The organism is Schleiferilactobacillus harbinensis (genome assembly GCF_008694105.1).
Lineage (GTDB): Bacteria > Bacillota > Bacilli > Lactobacillales > Lactobacillaceae > Schleiferilactobacillus > Schleiferilactobacillus harbinensis.
In genome coordinates, this window is the sequence record NZ_CP041364.1 from 538,151 (window position 1) to 553,583 (window position 15,433).

13 protein-coding genes are annotated in these 15,433 nt (G+C 54.1%); all 13 read left to right on the top strand.

Translation table 11 applies throughout. From position 1 onward, the window contains the following. Positions 1-54: 54 nt before the first annotated feature. Positions 55-2,307, top strand: coding sequence for a DNA translocase FtsK (locus FMM01_RS03010; RefSeq protein WP_150391635.1), 2,253 nt, complete (start codon positions 55-57; stop codon positions 2,305-2,307). Beyond that, on the top strand, positions 2,304-3,623 hold the full coding sequence (gene murC, locus FMM01_RS03015; RefSeq protein ID WP_150391636.1) for a UDP-N-acetylmuramate--L-alanine ligase: 1,320 nt from the start codon (positions 2,304-2,306) through the stop codon (positions 3,621-3,623). Before FMM01_RS03010 ends, murC begins: the two co-directional genes overlap by 4 nt. 98 nt (positions 3,624-3,721) lie before the next feature. After that, on the top strand, positions 3,722-6,382 hold the full coding sequence (polA, locus tag FMM01_RS03020) for a DNA polymerase I (protein ID WP_150391637.1): 2,661 nt from the start codon (positions 3,722-3,724) through the stop codon (positions 6,380-6,382). Positions 6,383-6,408: 26 nt separating this feature from the next. Continuing rightward, positions 6,409-7,251, top strand: a complete 843-nt coding sequence (mutM, locus tag FMM01_RS03025; RefSeq protein WP_150391638.1) for a bifunctional DNA-formamidopyrimidine glycosylase/DNA-(apurinic or apyrimidinic site) lyase — start codon at positions 6,409-6,411, stop codon at positions 7,249-7,251. A 2-nt stretch (positions 7,252-7,253) separates the two neighbouring features. After that, on the top strand, positions 7,254-7,877 hold the full coding sequence (gene coaE / locus FMM01_RS03030; protein ID WP_150391639.1) for a dephospho-CoA kinase: 624 nt from the start codon (positions 7,254-7,256) through the stop codon (positions 7,875-7,877). A gap of 2 nt (positions 7,878-7,879) precedes the next feature. Next, positions 7,880-8,392, top strand: coding sequence for a transcriptional regulator NrdR (gene nrdR, locus FMM01_RS03035; RefSeq protein WP_027829235.1), 513 nt, complete (start codon positions 7,880-7,882; stop codon positions 8,390-8,392). Then, positions 8,389-9,774, top strand: coding sequence for a DnaD domain protein (locus FMM01_RS03040; RefSeq protein WP_150391640.1), 1,386 nt, complete (start codon positions 8,389-8,391; stop codon positions 9,772-9,774). Before nrdR ends, FMM01_RS03040 begins: the two co-directional genes overlap by 4 nt. Then, a complete protein-coding gene (gene dnaI / locus FMM01_RS03045; protein ID WP_150391641.1) occupies positions 9,771-10,709 on the top strand; it encodes a primosomal protein DnaI in 939 nt (312 codons plus the stop codon). The genes FMM01_RS03040 and dnaI overlap by 4 nt, the downstream gene beginning before the upstream one ends. A gap of 294 nt (positions 10,710-11,003) precedes the next feature. Beyond that, on the top strand, positions 11,004-12,995 hold the full coding sequence (gene thrS, locus FMM01_RS03050; RefSeq protein ID WP_027829232.1) for a threonine--tRNA ligase: 1,992 nt from the start codon (positions 11,004-11,006) through the stop codon (positions 12,993-12,995). A gap of 166 nt (positions 12,996-13,161) precedes the next feature. Continuing rightward, positions 13,162-13,695, top strand: coding sequence for a translation initiation factor IF-3 (gene infC, locus FMM01_RS03055; RefSeq protein ID WP_027829231.1), 534 nt, complete (start codon positions 13,162-13,164; stop codon positions 13,693-13,695). 68 nt (positions 13,696-13,763) lie between these two features. Then, positions 13,764-13,964: a 50S ribosomal protein L35 gene (rpmI, locus tag FMM01_RS03060; RefSeq protein ID WP_027829230.1), complete on the top strand. Its 201-nt coding sequence runs from the start codon at positions 13,764-13,766 to the stop codon at positions 13,962-13,964. Positions 13,965-14,009: 45 nt separating this feature from the next. Continuing rightward, entirely contained in the window at positions 14,010-14,366 is a 357-nt protein-coding gene (gene rplT / locus FMM01_RS03065) for a 50S ribosomal protein L20 (protein ID WP_027829229.1), read from the top strand. 82 nt (positions 14,367-14,448) lie between these two features. After that, on the top strand, positions 14,449-15,402 hold the full coding sequence (locus tag FMM01_RS03070) for an alpha/beta hydrolase (RefSeq protein ID WP_150391642.1): 954 nt from the start codon (positions 14,449-14,451) through the stop codon (positions 15,400-15,402). Positions 15,403-15,433: the final 31 nt, after the last annotated feature.

Here is a 15,433-nt window from a genome sequence, read left to right on the forward strand (position 1 = left end):
GTGTCTGGGGATTCTGCTACAATCAGATGCAGAGAAGAAAGAGGAGATTTGACTATGGCGCATTACGATGGTCCGGCGTTTTACCGGCGGGCGCCGGCTCAAGAACCGAAAAAACGGACGACGTCAACTGCCCCAACCGTCCGGCCGCGTACGGCGCACCGGCCAGTGCCGCGGCAGCACCCGGCGGCAGCCGCGCCCAGTCCGGCACCGGATGATTTGACGGCGGATTATATCCCAATCAGTAATCTGCATCCGTTTATTTATTCCGACCACAAGGCGGATCCGACGATGGTGGCCGCGTTTGACAAGACACCTGGTCAAGTGTTCTTATTTGCGGATCCGAATGATGACGTTGAGGAACCAATCGAACCGGCGCTGCCAGAGAAGACAGCGGCAGACGGCCCAGCGGCCGCGGGCAAAGAAAAACCGCTGCCCGAACGCGAGGCGTCAGCAGAATCTGACATGCCGGACGAGACACCGGCACCTGCAGAAACTCCGCAACCGCAACCGGCAGAATTGCCGGGCAGCGCTGCTGATGAAACACGATCTGCGCACAGAGAAGCAGATGATGCAGCTGAATCCATCGGTTCGTCAGATCCTCAGGAAACTGAGGACAGCAGAGAATCGGATACTGAAGAAACAGCGGCCGATGACGATTCAGTGCTCGGTGCCTTTCATATGCCCGATGACCTATTGAAGAAGGCTCTAGGTCCGCAGCAACCGGCCGCGGCAGAACCGGCGCCGGTCCAACCGGCGGCCCCGGCAACACCCAAGCCCGCAGCGGCAGCCATGGCCCCAACTGGTCCGGTGCCAACTGCGGCCACTGCCCATTTGCCTGCTGACAGCGGCAAAACGACGGATTATACTGGTTATCGGCTGCCCAGTACCGATTTGCTGCGGCCGGTCCAGGATGTTGATTCGACTAAAGATGATGAATGGGTGGCCAATCAAACTGGTCAGCTGAACGCGACATTGAAAGCCTTCCATGTGGACGGCAGTGTTGTCCATCAAACAGTCGGCCCAACGGTGACCCAGTTTGAGATCCAACTGGCGCCGGGGGTTAAGGTGTCCAAAATCACCGCGCTCATTGATGATTTGAAACTGGCGCTGGCCGCTCAAGAGATTCGGATCGAAGCCCCGATTCCGGGCAAGCGTACGGTGGGGATCGAAATTCCCAACGCTAAGCCGCGCTCCGTCGCGCTGAAAGAGATCGTCGACTCCACGGCCTTCGCCCAATCCCTGTCGCCATTGACGGTGGCTTTGGGCATCGACCTGTTCGGCCGGCCGGTGGTGGCGGATCTGCGCAAGATGCCCCACGGTTTGATCGCCGGTTCTACCGGCAGCGGCAAGTCCGTGTTCATCAACGGGATTTTACTGTCGCTGCTGCTGAAAGCCACGCCGGATCAATTGCAACTGCTGCTGATCGACCCTAAGGCGGTGGAATTAGCGCCATACAACAACTTGCCCCATCTGCTGGCGCCGGTCATTTCTGACCCGGAAGAAGCTGTGGCGGCCCTGGATTGGGTCGTCGAACGGATGGAGCAGCGCTATACCCAGCTGGTGGCAGCCGGTGTGCGGAACATCGAAGAGTTCAATCAGCGGGCCAAAGCGCAGCGTGAACCAGAGATGCAAATGCCCTATATTGTCGTCGTCATTGATGAATTAGCTGATTTGATGATGACCACTGCCAATGCTGTCCAAGACAGTATCGCCCGGCTGACCCAGAAGGCGCGGGCGGCGGGGATCCACCTGCTGATTGCCACTCAGCGGCCGAGTGTGGATGTTTTAACCGGCGTGATCAAGAACAACATTCCCACTCGGATCGCTTTCATGGTGTCCAGTCAAGTCGACTCCCGCACGATTCTGGATGCCCAGGGTGCCGATCGGCTGCTGGGGAAGGGTGACATGCTCTATCGGGCGAACGGCTCTAATCATCCCCTGCGCTTGCAGGGCGCTTATGTCACCGGCGACGAGATCGACCGGGTGACGGCGGCCATCACTGCGCAAGCTCAGGCGGATTACGTATTCACCAACCAGGATTTGCAAAAAGCGGCGACGGTGACTGAAGAGGAAGACCCGCTGTGGGACCAAGTGCTGGATTATGTCCAGCATGAGGACACCATTTCCACCAGTAAATTGCAGCGGCTGTTTTCTGTCGGTTACAATCGGGCCGCTAATATCATCGATCATCTGGAGGCCAAGAACTTGGTTTCTGGTCCCCGGGGATCCAAACCCCGCAAGGTCTTTTACCGGGGGGATGCGGACACTGCCGCAACCGCGCATCAACAAGACGAAGAGAAGGAATGACATACATGACGAAGTATTATTTCATCGGTATCAAGGGTTCAGGGATGAGCGCGCTGGCGCTGATCTTGCATGACTTAGGCAACGATGTTTCGGGTTCCGATATTGATCAGTATACATTCACCCAGAAGCCGCTGACGGCCGCGGGCATTCCCATGTATCCGTTTGACCCGGCGAATCTCCAAGAGGGCATGACGGTTATCCGGGGCAATGCCTTCCGGGACGACAATCCCGAGATTCAGCAGGCAAAGAAAATGGGCCTGACCATGTACCGTTACAATGAATTCCTCGGTGAATTCATGAAGCCCTACACCAGCATCGGCATCAGCGGCACCCACGGCAAGACCAGCACCACTGGTTTGCTGGCCCACACCCTGTCCGGGGTGGCCAAGACCAGCTATCTGATTGGTGACGGCACCGGTAAAGGCGTGCCCGGGGCCCGCTTCTTCGTTTATGAAGCCGATGAATATGAACGCCACTTCGTTTCGTATCATCCCGACTACGCGGTGATCACCAACATCGATTATGATCACCCGGATTACTATAAGGACATCGATGACGTGGTATCCGCCTTCCAGCAAGAGGCCAACCAAACCAAGAAGGCCATCTTTGCTTGGGGCGACGATCCCCATGTCCATGAATTGAAGACGGATGTCCCGATTTACTTCTATGGCTTGAAAGATACTGATGATTTCCAAGCCGTCAATGTGGTCCGCACCACCAAAGGGTCCAGCTTTGACGTGCTGTTCCACAAGCAGCCGATCGGCCATTACGCGGTTTCCTTGTTTGGCGAGCATAGTATTTTGAACAGTCTGGCGGTTGTCGGTGTCGCCCATTTGGAAAAGATGGATCCGGCCAAGGTTGCCCAAGAGCTGGTTTCCTTTGACGGCGTGAAGCGCCGCTTTGCCGAAACAGACTACGGCACCACGAAGGTCATTGACGACTATGCCCATCATCCCAACGAGATTCGCGCTACATTGGACGCGGCTCGGCAAAAGTTCCCAGACCGCAAGATCGTCGCGGTTTTCCAACCCCATACGTATACCCGGACCAAGGCCTTGATGCCTGGTTTCGTCAAGAGTTTGAGCCAAGCTGACGCGGTTTATGTCTTCCCGATTTTCGGCTCCGTCCGGGAATCCCACGGGAATGTATCCAGTGCCGATTTGGCCGCCAAGATCCCCCAGGGCGCTACAGTCTTGGAGAATGGTGATACCACGCCGCTGCTCAAAGAAAAGGGCAACGTGCTGGTGTTCATGGGTGCCGGCGACATCCAGAAGTACGAAAAAGTCTTCACGGATGCGCTGCAAGCCGACAAATAATTGAATTGCTGCCTGGATGACCGTTGGAACGCGTGTTTCAACGGTTTTCTTTTGTTACAATATAGAGAAGAAAGAGCGTCAGAAAGGAGTTTTCAAACGTGCCGACAACCAAGAAATTACTGCTGGTGGATGGGAACAGTGTGGCCTTCCGGGCCTTCTTTGCCATGCACAGCGCGCTGGACTCATTTATCAACCGCGACGGCCTGCATACCAACGCGATCTTCGCGTTCAAACGCATGCTGGACAATATCCTGGAGCAGGTTGATCCTACCAATGTGCTGGTGGCCTTCGATGCTGGAAAAGTGACCTTCCGAACAAAAAAATTCGAGGAATATAAAGGCACCCGGGCCAAGATGCCTGGCGAACTGGCTGAACAGCTGCCGTTCCTGCACAAGCTGCTGGACGCGTATGGTATCAAGTGGTACGAGCTGAAGAATTACGAGGCCGATGACATTATCGGCACGATGGCCCAGGAAGGCGCCAAGGCGGGGATGGCGGTCACTGTACTCTCCGGCGATCGGGACTTGACGCAGTTGGCCAGCGACCAGATTACGGTCCAGGTCACGCTGAAGGGCGTCGCTGAGCTGGAAGCTTATACGCCAGCACACTTCCAAGAGAAGCTGGGCATCACGCCCAAGCAGCTGATTGACGTCAAGGCGTTGATGGGGGACAATTCCGACAATTATCCCGGCGTCACCAAGGTGGGCGAAAAGACCGCGTTGAAGCTGATTCAGGAATACGGCTCAGTAGAAAATCTTTATGCCCATGTGGCCGATATGAAAAAGTCCAAAATGAAAGAAAACCTGATCAACGACAAGGATATGGCCTTCCTCAGCAAAGATTTGGCGACGATTCGGACGGATGCCCCGATCACCTTGGGGTTGGCGGATACGGTTTATCCGGGCCCAGACAACCAAGCCTTGCTGGCGTTGTATCAAGAACTGGACTTCAACTCCTTTATCAAGGATCTTGCCCCCCAAGGGGACGATGACGCGCCAGTGCAAAAGGACTTGCCCGTAACGGCATTAACGGCCGCCAACTTGCCGCAAGCACTGGCGGGGGATGCGCCCAAGACTTTCATGATCGAAATGCTGGGGGATAATTACCACACCGAGCCGGTCATTGCGGTGGGGCTGGGCACTCCGGACCAGTGGTATGTGGCCACTCAGGACGCGATTTTGCGCGAACCGGCATTGCAAACTTGGCTGGCTGATACGCAAAAAGTAAAATATGTGTTTGACGCCAAACGGAATTACGTCGCTGCTCATCGCTTCGGGGCAACGATCAACGGCATCGACTTTGACATGCTGCTGGTGTCTTACTTGCTGAATACGGTGGATAACAGTAATGACCTGGGTTCCGTCGCAGCCCAGCACGGGTATACCGGTGTGGAAACTGATGCCGCGGTTTACGGCACAGGCAAGAAACGCCAAGTACCTGACGACCAGGCTGTGTTCATCCAGCACATTGCCCATAAACTGGCCTGTGTTTATAATTTGCAGCCGCAACTGGTTAAAGACTTGCAGGCCCATGAACAGTACACACTGTACACTGATCTGGAACGGCCCTTGGCCATCGTGCTGGCAAATATGGAAATCGCCGGGATCAAGGTCCTCCCGGACACATTAAAGGCCATGGGCGTGTCGCTCAAGGAACGTTTGCAGGACTTAGAGAATCAGATCTACACCGAAGCCGGTCATGAATTCAACATTAATTCGACAAAACAGCTGGGCACTGTCTTGTTTGACGAAATGAAATTGCCGCCGATCAAAAAAACGAAGACTGGTTATTCGACGTCCGTAGCGGTTCTGGAGAAGCTTCAGGATGAGTCGCCGATCATTCAGATGATTTTGAGCTATCGCCAGCTGGCCAAGATCCAATCCACGTATGTGGAAGGCTTGCTCAGTCAGATCCATCCTGACGGCAAGATTCATACCCGCTACATTCAGACGCTGACCCAAACCGGCCGGCTATCTTCGCAAGACCCCAACTTGCAAAATATTCCCATGCATCAGGATGAGGGCAAGCAGATTCGTAAGGCCTTTGTGCCCAGCCATCCGGGTTGGCAGATCTTTGACTCCGACTATTCCCAGGTGGAGCTGCGGGTGCTGGCCCATGTATCCGGCGATCGGAACATGCAGGAAGCGTTCAAGGAAAATCGGGATATCCACGCTAACACGGCGATGAAAATTTTCCATCTGACCGACCCGAGCCAAGTCACCGATAACATGCGGCGTCAGGCTAAAGCCACGAACTTCGGTATCGTCTACGGTATTTCGGACTATGGATTGTCCCAAAACATCGGGATTCCCCGGGAACAGGCTAAGGCGTTCATTGACGCCTATTTCGAACAGTATCCCCAAGTCAAAGACTGGACGGAGCAGATCGTGAAGACCGCTCGGGAACAAGGCTATGTGGAAACGATTATGCACCGCCGCCGCTATCTGCCGGACATTAATGCCAAAAACCGTAATTTGCGCCAGTTTGCGGAACGCACGGCGATGAACACGCCGATCCAGGGCAGCGCCGCCGATATTATCAAAGTAGCGATGATCAATATGGCCCAGGCCTTGAAAGATCAGCATTTGCAAGCCACCATGCTGCTGCAAGTGCACGATGAACTGCTCTTTGAAGCACCGCGGGAAGAAATCCCAATTCTGGAGAAGCTCGTGCCGTCAATCATGGATTCGGCCGTAAAATTAGCAGTACCGCTGAAAGTGGACAGCAGTTTCGGCGATACCTGGTATGATGTGAAGTAACTGAACAGAAAGGGGTCTGGGACACAATGCCAGAATTACCGGAGGTGGAAACGGTCCGCCGCGGTTTGGCGGACACGGTGATCGGCCGAACGGTGCGCTCCGTCAGCAGCGACTGGCCAAAAATTGTCGGCGGCGATTTAGCCGCCTTTCAAGCCGCCGTCACTGGCCGCACGATCACCGGCGTTGATCGCCGGGGCAAGTATTTGCTTTTCCGCTTCAGCGGCGACCGGACGATGGTTTCCCACTTGCGGATGGAGGGCAAATATGCTTACGGCGCCGCCAATGCGCCCAAGGAACGCTTTACCCATGTGATTTTCACTTTCACTGACGGCAGTCAGCTCCGTTACCGCGACATGCGGAAGTTCGGCCGAATGACGCTGGTACCCACCGGCGCCGAAAATCAGGTCCACGGCCTGCGGGACTTGGGACCGGAACCGTTCAGCCCAGAGTTCACCGTGAATTATCTGAAACAGGCGCTGGCCAAGCGCCACGCGGCGATCAAGGGTATTTTGCTGAATCAGACCGTTGTGGCAGGATTAGGCAATATCTATGCGGATGAAGTGCTGTGGCTGGCCCGGATCCATCCGCTGACACCGGCGGACGAGATCTCCGCAGTGAAGATCCGCCGCCTGCATGACGCGATCATCGCCGAATTGCAGCAGGCCATCGCCGCCCACGGGACGACCGTCCATTCCTTTGTGGGCGCGGATGGACAAACAGGGGATTTTCAAAACGCCCTGCACGTCTATGACCGGGAAGGACAACCCTGTGAACGCTGTGGTACAATGATCGTCAAAATTCGAGTGGCTGGCCGGGGGACACATTTCTGTCCCCATTGCCAAAAGCTTCCGCAAAAGAAGGCAGATTAACCATGAGTTACGTGCTTGGCCTCACGGGCAGCATCGCGACCGGGAAGAGCACGGTGGCCCAGATTTTCAAAGAGTGGGGCTATCCCGTCGTGGACGCGGATGCCATTGCCCACGCAGTCGTGGCGCCCGGAAGCGAGGGCTTGGCCCGCATCAAAGAAGCCTTTGGTGCCGGTGTCCTCAATCCAGACGGCAGTTTGAACCGGCATACCCTGGGGCAGATCGTGTTTCACGACCCAGCCCAGCGGCACAAATTAGATCAGCTGAACGGCGGTTTGATTCGGGCAGCGATTCAGGCCGAATTGGACCGGTACCGGGCTGCGGAAGCACCGCTGATCGTCTTGGATATTCCCTTGCTTTACGAGGGCGGTCATTATCTTGCAATGGTGGACGGCGTATTGGTGGCTTATGTACCGGCGGCCCTGGAGAAGGCTCGGCTGATGGAGCGGGACGGGCTGTCGGCGGCGGACGCTGATGCCCGCATCGCTGCCCAGCTGCCGATTGAAGAAAAACGCGCCCGGGCCGATTTTGTCACTGACAATACCGGTCCCTTGGCGGCCCTCTATCCCCAAGTGCAGCAGATCCTGGCCCAAATCGGTATTACCCACACGTTAAGAAATGAGGAATGACTATGCTTTGTCCCCGCTGTCACCACAATAGTTCGCGGGTTATTGATTCTCGACCGGCTGATGGCAACCGGGCGATTCGCCGCCGGCGGGAATGCGAAAACTGCGGTTATCGGTTCACGACCTTTGAACGCGTCGAGCAGACCCCGCTGCTGGTCATCAAAAAGAACGGCACCCGGGAAGAGTTCAACCGGGAAAAGGTACTGAAGGGCGTGATTCGCGCGGCGGAGAAGCGGCCCGTGACCATGGAACAAATGACCGCCCTCGTGGACGCGGTGGAACGCCAATTACGGGAAACCGGCGAAAACGAAGTATCTTCTAAGGATATTGGGGAAGCTGTGATGACCCGCCTGTCGAACATCGACGACGTGGCCTATATTCGTTTCGCCAGTGTCTATCGGCAGTTCAAGGATATGAATGTGTTCATGAAAGAATTACAGGAAATGATGCAGCGGGGCAACCACCATCCGAATCCGGATACTCCGCCGAAGAAAGCGGAGAAGGGGAATAAAAAATGAACGGCCAAGTCGCCAATATCGGCAGCCTGTCGCCTCAAGATGGTTTCCTCGTGACGTCAGCGGACTATCTGAGCGCGTATTCAGAAGAACTGCTGACGTATCTTTATCAACCGCTCACCGGCGCGGTGGGCTTTGCGCTATACCATATTCTGCAAACTTTGGTGCACAGTACTAGTCAGCCGATGGTTCTGTCGGATCGCCTGCCCCACAATTGGCTGATCACCATGCTGGGGGAAGATTTAACGACTTTCTTTGTCGCCCGCAGCAAGCTGGAGGCTTTGGATTTGGTACAGTCATACCGCAAAACCGACCAGATCGGGACATATTACGTGTATGAACTGCACGCTCCATTGCCGCCTCAGGAGTTTTTCCACGAACCGCTGCTCACCGAGTTTTTGCGGGAACAGGTCGGGGATCATCGTTTAGAGCAGATCCGCCAGCATTTTAAAAAGCAAAGTTTTGACCGGACGGGGTACACGAATGTGAGTCAGGATTTCACGACCGTGTTTTCGTCGGAAGTCGAATCGCTGCTCGCGAAGGGGCAAACGCCCGCGGCCCGCACGACTCAGGCGGCGACTAGTGCGCGGCCGCGTTACAGCGCAGCCCAATTGGCTAGCTTTGACTGGGACTTGCTGGCTCAGCAGTTAATGCCCGCCCAGATCAACCGCGACCAGTTGGAGGAGAATGCCCAGCTTATTTTCACCCTGCACGATTTCTATAAAATTGACGAAATCGGCATGGCGCAACTGATTGAAGCCAGCAAAAACATCATGACCAATAGGCTTGAACCGCAGCGCCTGCGGACCATGGCCCGCAAGCAGTATTTGACCCAAGGGGCGCCAGTACCCGCGGTGGATGCTCCGACCAAACCGCGCACCCCGCCAACAGAAGCGGAGGTATTAGATGCAGCGCAGCGGCTTGCGCCAGCAGATTTCCTGCAGTGGCAGCACCAGCGTCTCGGCACGATTATCGGTAAATTTGAGCCGCAGACGGTGATGTCTTTGACCCAGCGCCACGCATTGCCGGATAGTGTGGTGAACGTGCTGATCCATTACTTGGTAACGAATTATCAAATCGTTAATCAAAATTCAATGGATCGCACGGCCAACGATTGGCTGTCCAATCATATCGATACGCCGGAAAAGGCTTTTGCCCATATCCGCGAATTCTTGCAGAGAAATAACACCTCAGCGCCTGGCCGCAGTAACTACCGTCGGGGCACAGTGACGCCGAAAACGAAACAACCGGCCTGGGCCGATCCGAATTATCAGCCGCCCGCCGCCAAACCAACTGATCAAAGCACACAAGCTAAGCTGGTCGCCGAAATGGCCAAGCTGCGCAAAAATAGAGAAGAACGCACGAAGGGAGGGACCCGCTCATGAAAAATGTCGGTCAAGATATGGCCTACTATCTGAATCAGGATCAGCGCCGGAAAAAGTATGCGGACATCATTCGCCGGGTGAAGAATGATCCCGATGTCCGCGCGTTCTTTCAACAAAATCAAGGAAAACTAGATCCGGACGCGGTCAACAAAGGCATGGCCAAGCTGTATGAATTTTTCAACGAAAAAGAAAAAATTGCTAATCATGAAGAAACCTTTGCGCCAGGTTATTATCCGCGTCTGATCGTGAACAATCATTTGATTGACGTGACCTATGAACCGCAACCTGAAAAGGTCGCTGCCGACGCGGCGGCGGCAAAGGCGGCCTTGGTCGATGCGGCCCACATGCCCAAAGACTTCAAAGACGCCCGGCTGGACGCGCTGGATACTGCCGGACGGGAAGAAGCGCTGGGGGCGGCCCTCACATTTGTGAATAACTATGTCGCGTCGCCGAAAAAATATCATCAGGGATTCTACCTTACAGGCAGCTACGGGGTGGGGAAGACGTATTTGTTAGGCGGCATGGCCAATGAATTGGCCGATTACCGCATTCCCACGCTGATCCTGCATGTGCCGACCTTCTCTGTGGAAATGCGCGACGCCATCAGCGATAACAGTGTACTGGACCGCATCCGTAAGATCGAAGCTGTGCCCATTCTGGTTTTCGATGATATCGGCGGGGAGACGCCCAGTCCGTGGTTCCGGGATGATGTATTGGGTGTTATTTTGCAGTATCGCATGCAGGAACGATTGGCTACTTTTTTCAGTTCGAATTTAAGTATGGCTAATCTCCAGGAGTTCATGGCGACCGGGCGCAACGGCCAGGATGATTCATTGAAGTCGAATCGGATCATGGCCCGAATCAAATTCTTAGCGCGGGAGATCCAAGTCAACGGACCAGATCGGCGGGCGCAATTGGCTAACTCGCAGAAATGAAAACAAATTGACATCACCCCTTGTTTTTTTGAAAACCAAGAGGTTATAATGAAGTCAATTTGAAACTGCATGAGAAATGTTACGCGAATCCGTTCCAGAGAGTCCGGTCCTAGGCTGTAAGCCGGACAATGGGTTGCCTACCAGTTTCTTGATTCCATGCAATCGGCTAGTCCCGTTATCGACTGTTCAAGCGGAATGTATTTTTACATTCAATACGGGTGGAACCGCGCAGTTAAGCGTCCCAGTGAGTGAATCACTGGGACTTTTTTTATATATTTGAGGAGGAGAATTATTATGGCAGCAATTACGTTAACGTTCCCAGATGGCGCCAAGAAGCAAGTTGAGGCCGGGACCACAGCGCTGGAGATTGCCAAGGGCATCAGCAACTCGTTGGCTAAAAACGCCGTCGCCGCAACTTTGAACGGCACTGCCGTGGATCTGACAGCACCGTTGAAGCAAGATGGCAAAATCGCCATTGTGACCAAGAAAGATGACTTAGGTTTGGCCGTCCTGCGCAATACCGGTGCTTTCCTGCTGGCGGCGGCAGTCCACAAGAGCTTCCCGAGCTATCACTTAGGCGAAGGCAAGGCTCAAGAAGACGGGTTCTTCTACGATACCGATAACCCGGCCGATGGCGAGAACCAGATTGCCGTCACTGATTTGCCGGCTTTGGAGAAAGAAATGAAGGCCGCTGTCAAAGACGACGACAAGATCGAACGGGTGCTGATGGACAAAGAAGAATTGGCCAAGCACTTTGCTGACGATCCGTACAAAGAGGCCCTGGTTAAGGCTCAAGCCGGCGTCCAAGTTCCAGTTTACAAACTGGGCGATTTCCTGGACTTTGGCTACGGTCCATTGCTGCCGGATACGAAACTCTTGAAGCACTTCTCCCTGCTGAGTGTTGCTGGCGCATACTGGCAAGGCAAGTCCTCTAACCCGATGCTGCAGCGGATCTATGGCACGGCATTCTTCAGTGCGGAAGAACTGGAAGCCGATGCCAAGCGGCGGGAAGACATTAAGGAACGGGATCACCGGACGATTGGCCGGGAACTGGACCTGTTCTTCGTTGATCCGTCCGTCGGGGCCGGCTTAGCTTACTGGATGCCTAAGGGAGCCACGATTCGCCGGACCATTGAGCGCTACATCATCGACAAGGAAATTGCTAACGGCTACGAGCATGTCTATACGCCAATTCTGGCCAACCTGGATCTGTACAAACAATCCGGTCACTGGGATCACTACAAGCAGGATATGTTCCCGCCGATGGATATGGGCGATGGTGAAATGCTGGAATTACGGCCGATGAATTGCCCGTCCCATATTCAGATCTACAAGCACCATATCCGCAGCTATCGGGAATTGCCGATCCGCATCGCTGAATTGGGTATGATGCACCGGTACGAAAAGTCCGGCGCCTTGTCCGGTCTGCAACGGGTTCGGGAAATGACCTTGAACGACGGTCACACCTTCGTCGCTCCGGACCAGATTCAAGACGAATTCAAGAAGATCCTGACTTTGATGATGGATGTCTATGCGGACTTCGATATCACCGACTACAGCTTCCGCTTGAGCTATCGGGATCCTCAAAACACCGCCAAGTACTTCGATGACGATGCCATGTGGAATAAGTCCCAAGCAATGCTGAAGGGCGCCATGGATGACCTGGGCCTGGATTACTACGAGGCTGAGGGCGAAGCAGCTTTCTACGGCCCTAAGCTGGATGTCCAGACGAAGACGGCCTTGGGCAATGATGAGACCTTGTCCACTATTCAGTTGGACTTCATGATGCCGGAGAAGTTCCACTTGACCTACATCGGTGACGATGGCGAAGAGCACCGGCCGGTCATGATCCACCGGGGCGTGATTTCCACCATGGAGCGGTTCATCGCCTACCTGACCGAAATCTATAAGGGTGCTTTCCCGACCTGGCTGTCCCCGATCCAATGCGAGATCATCCCGGTCAACAACGAACTGCATCTGGACTACGCGTTGGAAATTAAGAAGCGTTTGCTCCAAGAGGGCGTCCGGGTTGAGGTCGATGACCGGAACGAAAAGATGGGCTACAAGATTCGTGAATCCCAGACCCAGAAGATTCCGTATACTTTGGTTGTCGGCGATCAAGAAAAGAAGGATTCCAGCGTATCAGTGCGGAAGTATGGGCACGATAAGGCCGAATCCCAAGATTTGGAGATGTTCATCGACGCCATTGTTGCCGACATCAAGAACTATTCCCGGACCGGCGAGGCTCAGAATTCCAAGGTCTTGTCCGCACTTGACAAGCAGTAAGCCAATCGGTATACTTGTTGAGTTGAGAAAATACAAGTAGAGACACCCGTCTCTCGCCCATGTTTATAAACCTCTGGGCTTTACGAAAATCGGTAATTTCTGATCGACGGGTGCATTGTGCACTCGTCGTTTTGTGTTTTCTTTAGAAATAATTATGGAGAGGTGAATTACCATAGCAAAAGATTTGATGGTAAACGATGGCATTCGCGCCCGCGAGGTCCGTCTGATCGATCAGAATGGCGACCAATTGGGCGTTAAGTCCAAACGTGATGCTCTGGATCTGGCTGAACAAGCCGGTCTGGACGTTGTTCTAGTGGCCCCGGGAGCGAAGCCGCCCGTTGCCCGTATCATGGACTACGGGAAGTACCGCTTCGAACTGCAGAAGAAAGATCGCGAAGCACGGAAGAAGCAAAAGACCATCAACATCAAAGAAGTGCGCTTATCGCCGACGATTGAAACCAATGATTTCAATACCAAGCTGAATAACGCGCGCAAGTTCTTGAGCAAAGGCGCCAAGGTCAAAGCTTCTGTTCGGTTCCGTGGGCGGGCAATTACCCATAAGGATATTGGTCAGAACGTACTGAACGAGTTAGCCAAGCAAACGGCGGACATTGCCACGGTCGAGACCCGGCCGAAGATGGACGGCCGCTTCATGTTCTTGATGCTGGCTCCGAAAGCAGACCAAGACGCCACCAAGTAATGCCTTTTAATTCAGCCAATCCGCTGGATTGAATGAATTGAAACTAGTATATTAGGAGGATCATTCAAATGCCAAAGTTCAAAACACATCGTGCATCTGCCAAGCGTTTCAAGAAGACCGCTTCTGGTGCGTTGAAGCGGGGCCACGCTTACACGTCTCACCGGTTCCACGGTAAAACAGTGAAGCAGCGTCGGCAATTGCGGAAATCTGCTCTGGTATCCAGCAGCGACATGAAGCGGATCAAACCGATGCTTTCCCAGATGAAGTAATTAGCACCACCACTGGTTTAACGAAGAACAAGGAGGAACTACAAAATGGCACGTGTTAAAGGCGGCAATGTAGCGCGTAAACGGCGCAAAAAGGTATTAAAGCTGGCGAAGGGTTACGTCGGCGCGAAGCATTTACTGTTCAAAGCAGCAAATGCTCAGGTAATGAACTCGTATCGTTATGCTTTCCGTGATCGGCGGCAAGTGAAGCGCGATTTCCGTAAGCTTTGGATCGCGCGGATCAATGCGGCAGCACGGATGAACGACATGAGCTACAGCCAATTGATGCATGGTTTGAAGGTTGCTAACGTGACGATCAACCGGAAGATGCTGGCTGATCTGGCGGTAGCCGACCCAACCGGTTTTACGGCTTTGGTTGATACGGCTAAGAAAGCCATTGCTTAAGTAAACATTTGATGTGCGGGGGACCGGTGCCTATTTTGGCACGGGCCCTTTTTTTCGATTTTGAGTGTAGGGAGGCACGGGTGTGCAGCAGCCAAGGAAGCGGCGCTGGTTATGGTGGGGAGCGTTATTCGTTATTGCTGCAGGCATTACGATTGTCTGTCTCAGTACGGCCCTCTCGCCCCAACCGCACCAGCAGAAGTTATCGAAAGTTGAAAGGCAAGCGAATGATGTGCCGACTGTTTTTGTACCCGGGTGGCATTCCACCAGTTATTCTACGCAGCTGATTACGGACGATATTGTTTCCTTAGGCGTGACCAACGTGATTACCACGGTCCGGGTAACGCCCCAGGGCAAATTTATTTTTGTTGGCCCAAAAATTGACGCCAACTCGCGCCAGCTGATCCGGATCGTTTTTGAAAACAATCGGGCTGGGGAAGTGCAGTACGCGAAATGGCTGCATCAGCTGCTGGCCTATCTATATACCCAGGACCGCCTGCGCAGGGTGAATTTGGTTGGCCATTCCATGGGCGCCTATGCCTCGACGCTGTATACGTTCCAGCACGGGGCCGGCGCCGGTTTACCAGCGGTGAATAAATTGGTGACCTTGGCCGGCCCGTTCAACGGTATCATTGGCCGCCAGCCGGTCTCGGAATTTTTCCACCCCAATGATGGGACCACATGGACCGACCAGCCGCACCAGAATCACTTGGAGGCTGATGGGCGGCCGGCAATCGTGCATCCTGAATATGCACGGTTGGAACAATACGCGCCGCAGGTGCCGAAGACATTGCGGATGTTGAATATATACGGCGACTTGGGGGACGGCAGCCAGTCGGATGGGGTGGTGACTGTCCCATCGGCTACCAGTATTGGGTATTTAGTGAAGAACCGCATCGCCGTTTTCCATCAAGGCCGGGTAATTGGGCCTAATGCGCAGCATTCGGCACTGCATGAGCATAATTGGCAGGTGACCCAGAATGTGGTGAAGTTTTTGTGGCCGGCGTTTGGCGACCGGGCGACGCAAATTGGCCGGTAGACCGGTTAAATTGACAACAACTAAATTTCTT

Coding starts and splice junctions, on each gene's coding strand:
- FMM01_RS03010 (WP_150391635.1), top strand. CDS start 55: ATGGCGCATTACGATGGTCCGGCGTTTTACCGGCGGGCGCCGGCTCAA.
- murC (WP_150391636.1), top strand. CDS start 2,304: ATGACATACATGACGAAGTATTATTTCATCGGTATCAAGGGTTCAGGG.
- mutM (WP_150391638.1), top strand. CDS start 6,409: ATGCCAGAATTACCGGAGGTGGAAACGGTCCGCCGCGGTTTGGCGGAC.
- coaE (WP_150391639.1), top strand. CDS start 7,254: ATGAGTTACGTGCTTGGCCTCACGGGCAGCATCGCGACCGGGAAGAGC.
- nrdR (WP_027829235.1), top strand. CDS start 7,880: ATGCTTTGTCCCCGCTGTCACCACAATAGTTCGCGGGTTATTGATTCT.
- FMM01_RS03040 (WP_150391640.1), top strand. CDS start 8,389: ATGAACGGCCAAGTCGCCAATATCGGCAGCCTGTCGCCTCAAGATGGT.
- dnaI (WP_150391641.1), top strand. CDS start 9,771: ATGAAAAATGTCGGTCAAGATATGGCCTACTATCTGAATCAGGATCAG.
- thrS (WP_027829232.1), top strand. CDS start 11,004: ATGGCAGCAATTACGTTAACGTTCCCAGATGGCGCCAAGAAGCAAGTT.
- rpmI (WP_027829230.1), top strand. CDS start 13,764: ATGCCAAAGTTCAAAACACATCGTGCATCTGCCAAGCGTTTCAAGAAG.
- rplT (WP_027829229.1), top strand. CDS start 14,010: ATGGCACGTGTTAAAGGCGGCAATGTAGCGCGTAAACGGCGCAAAAAG.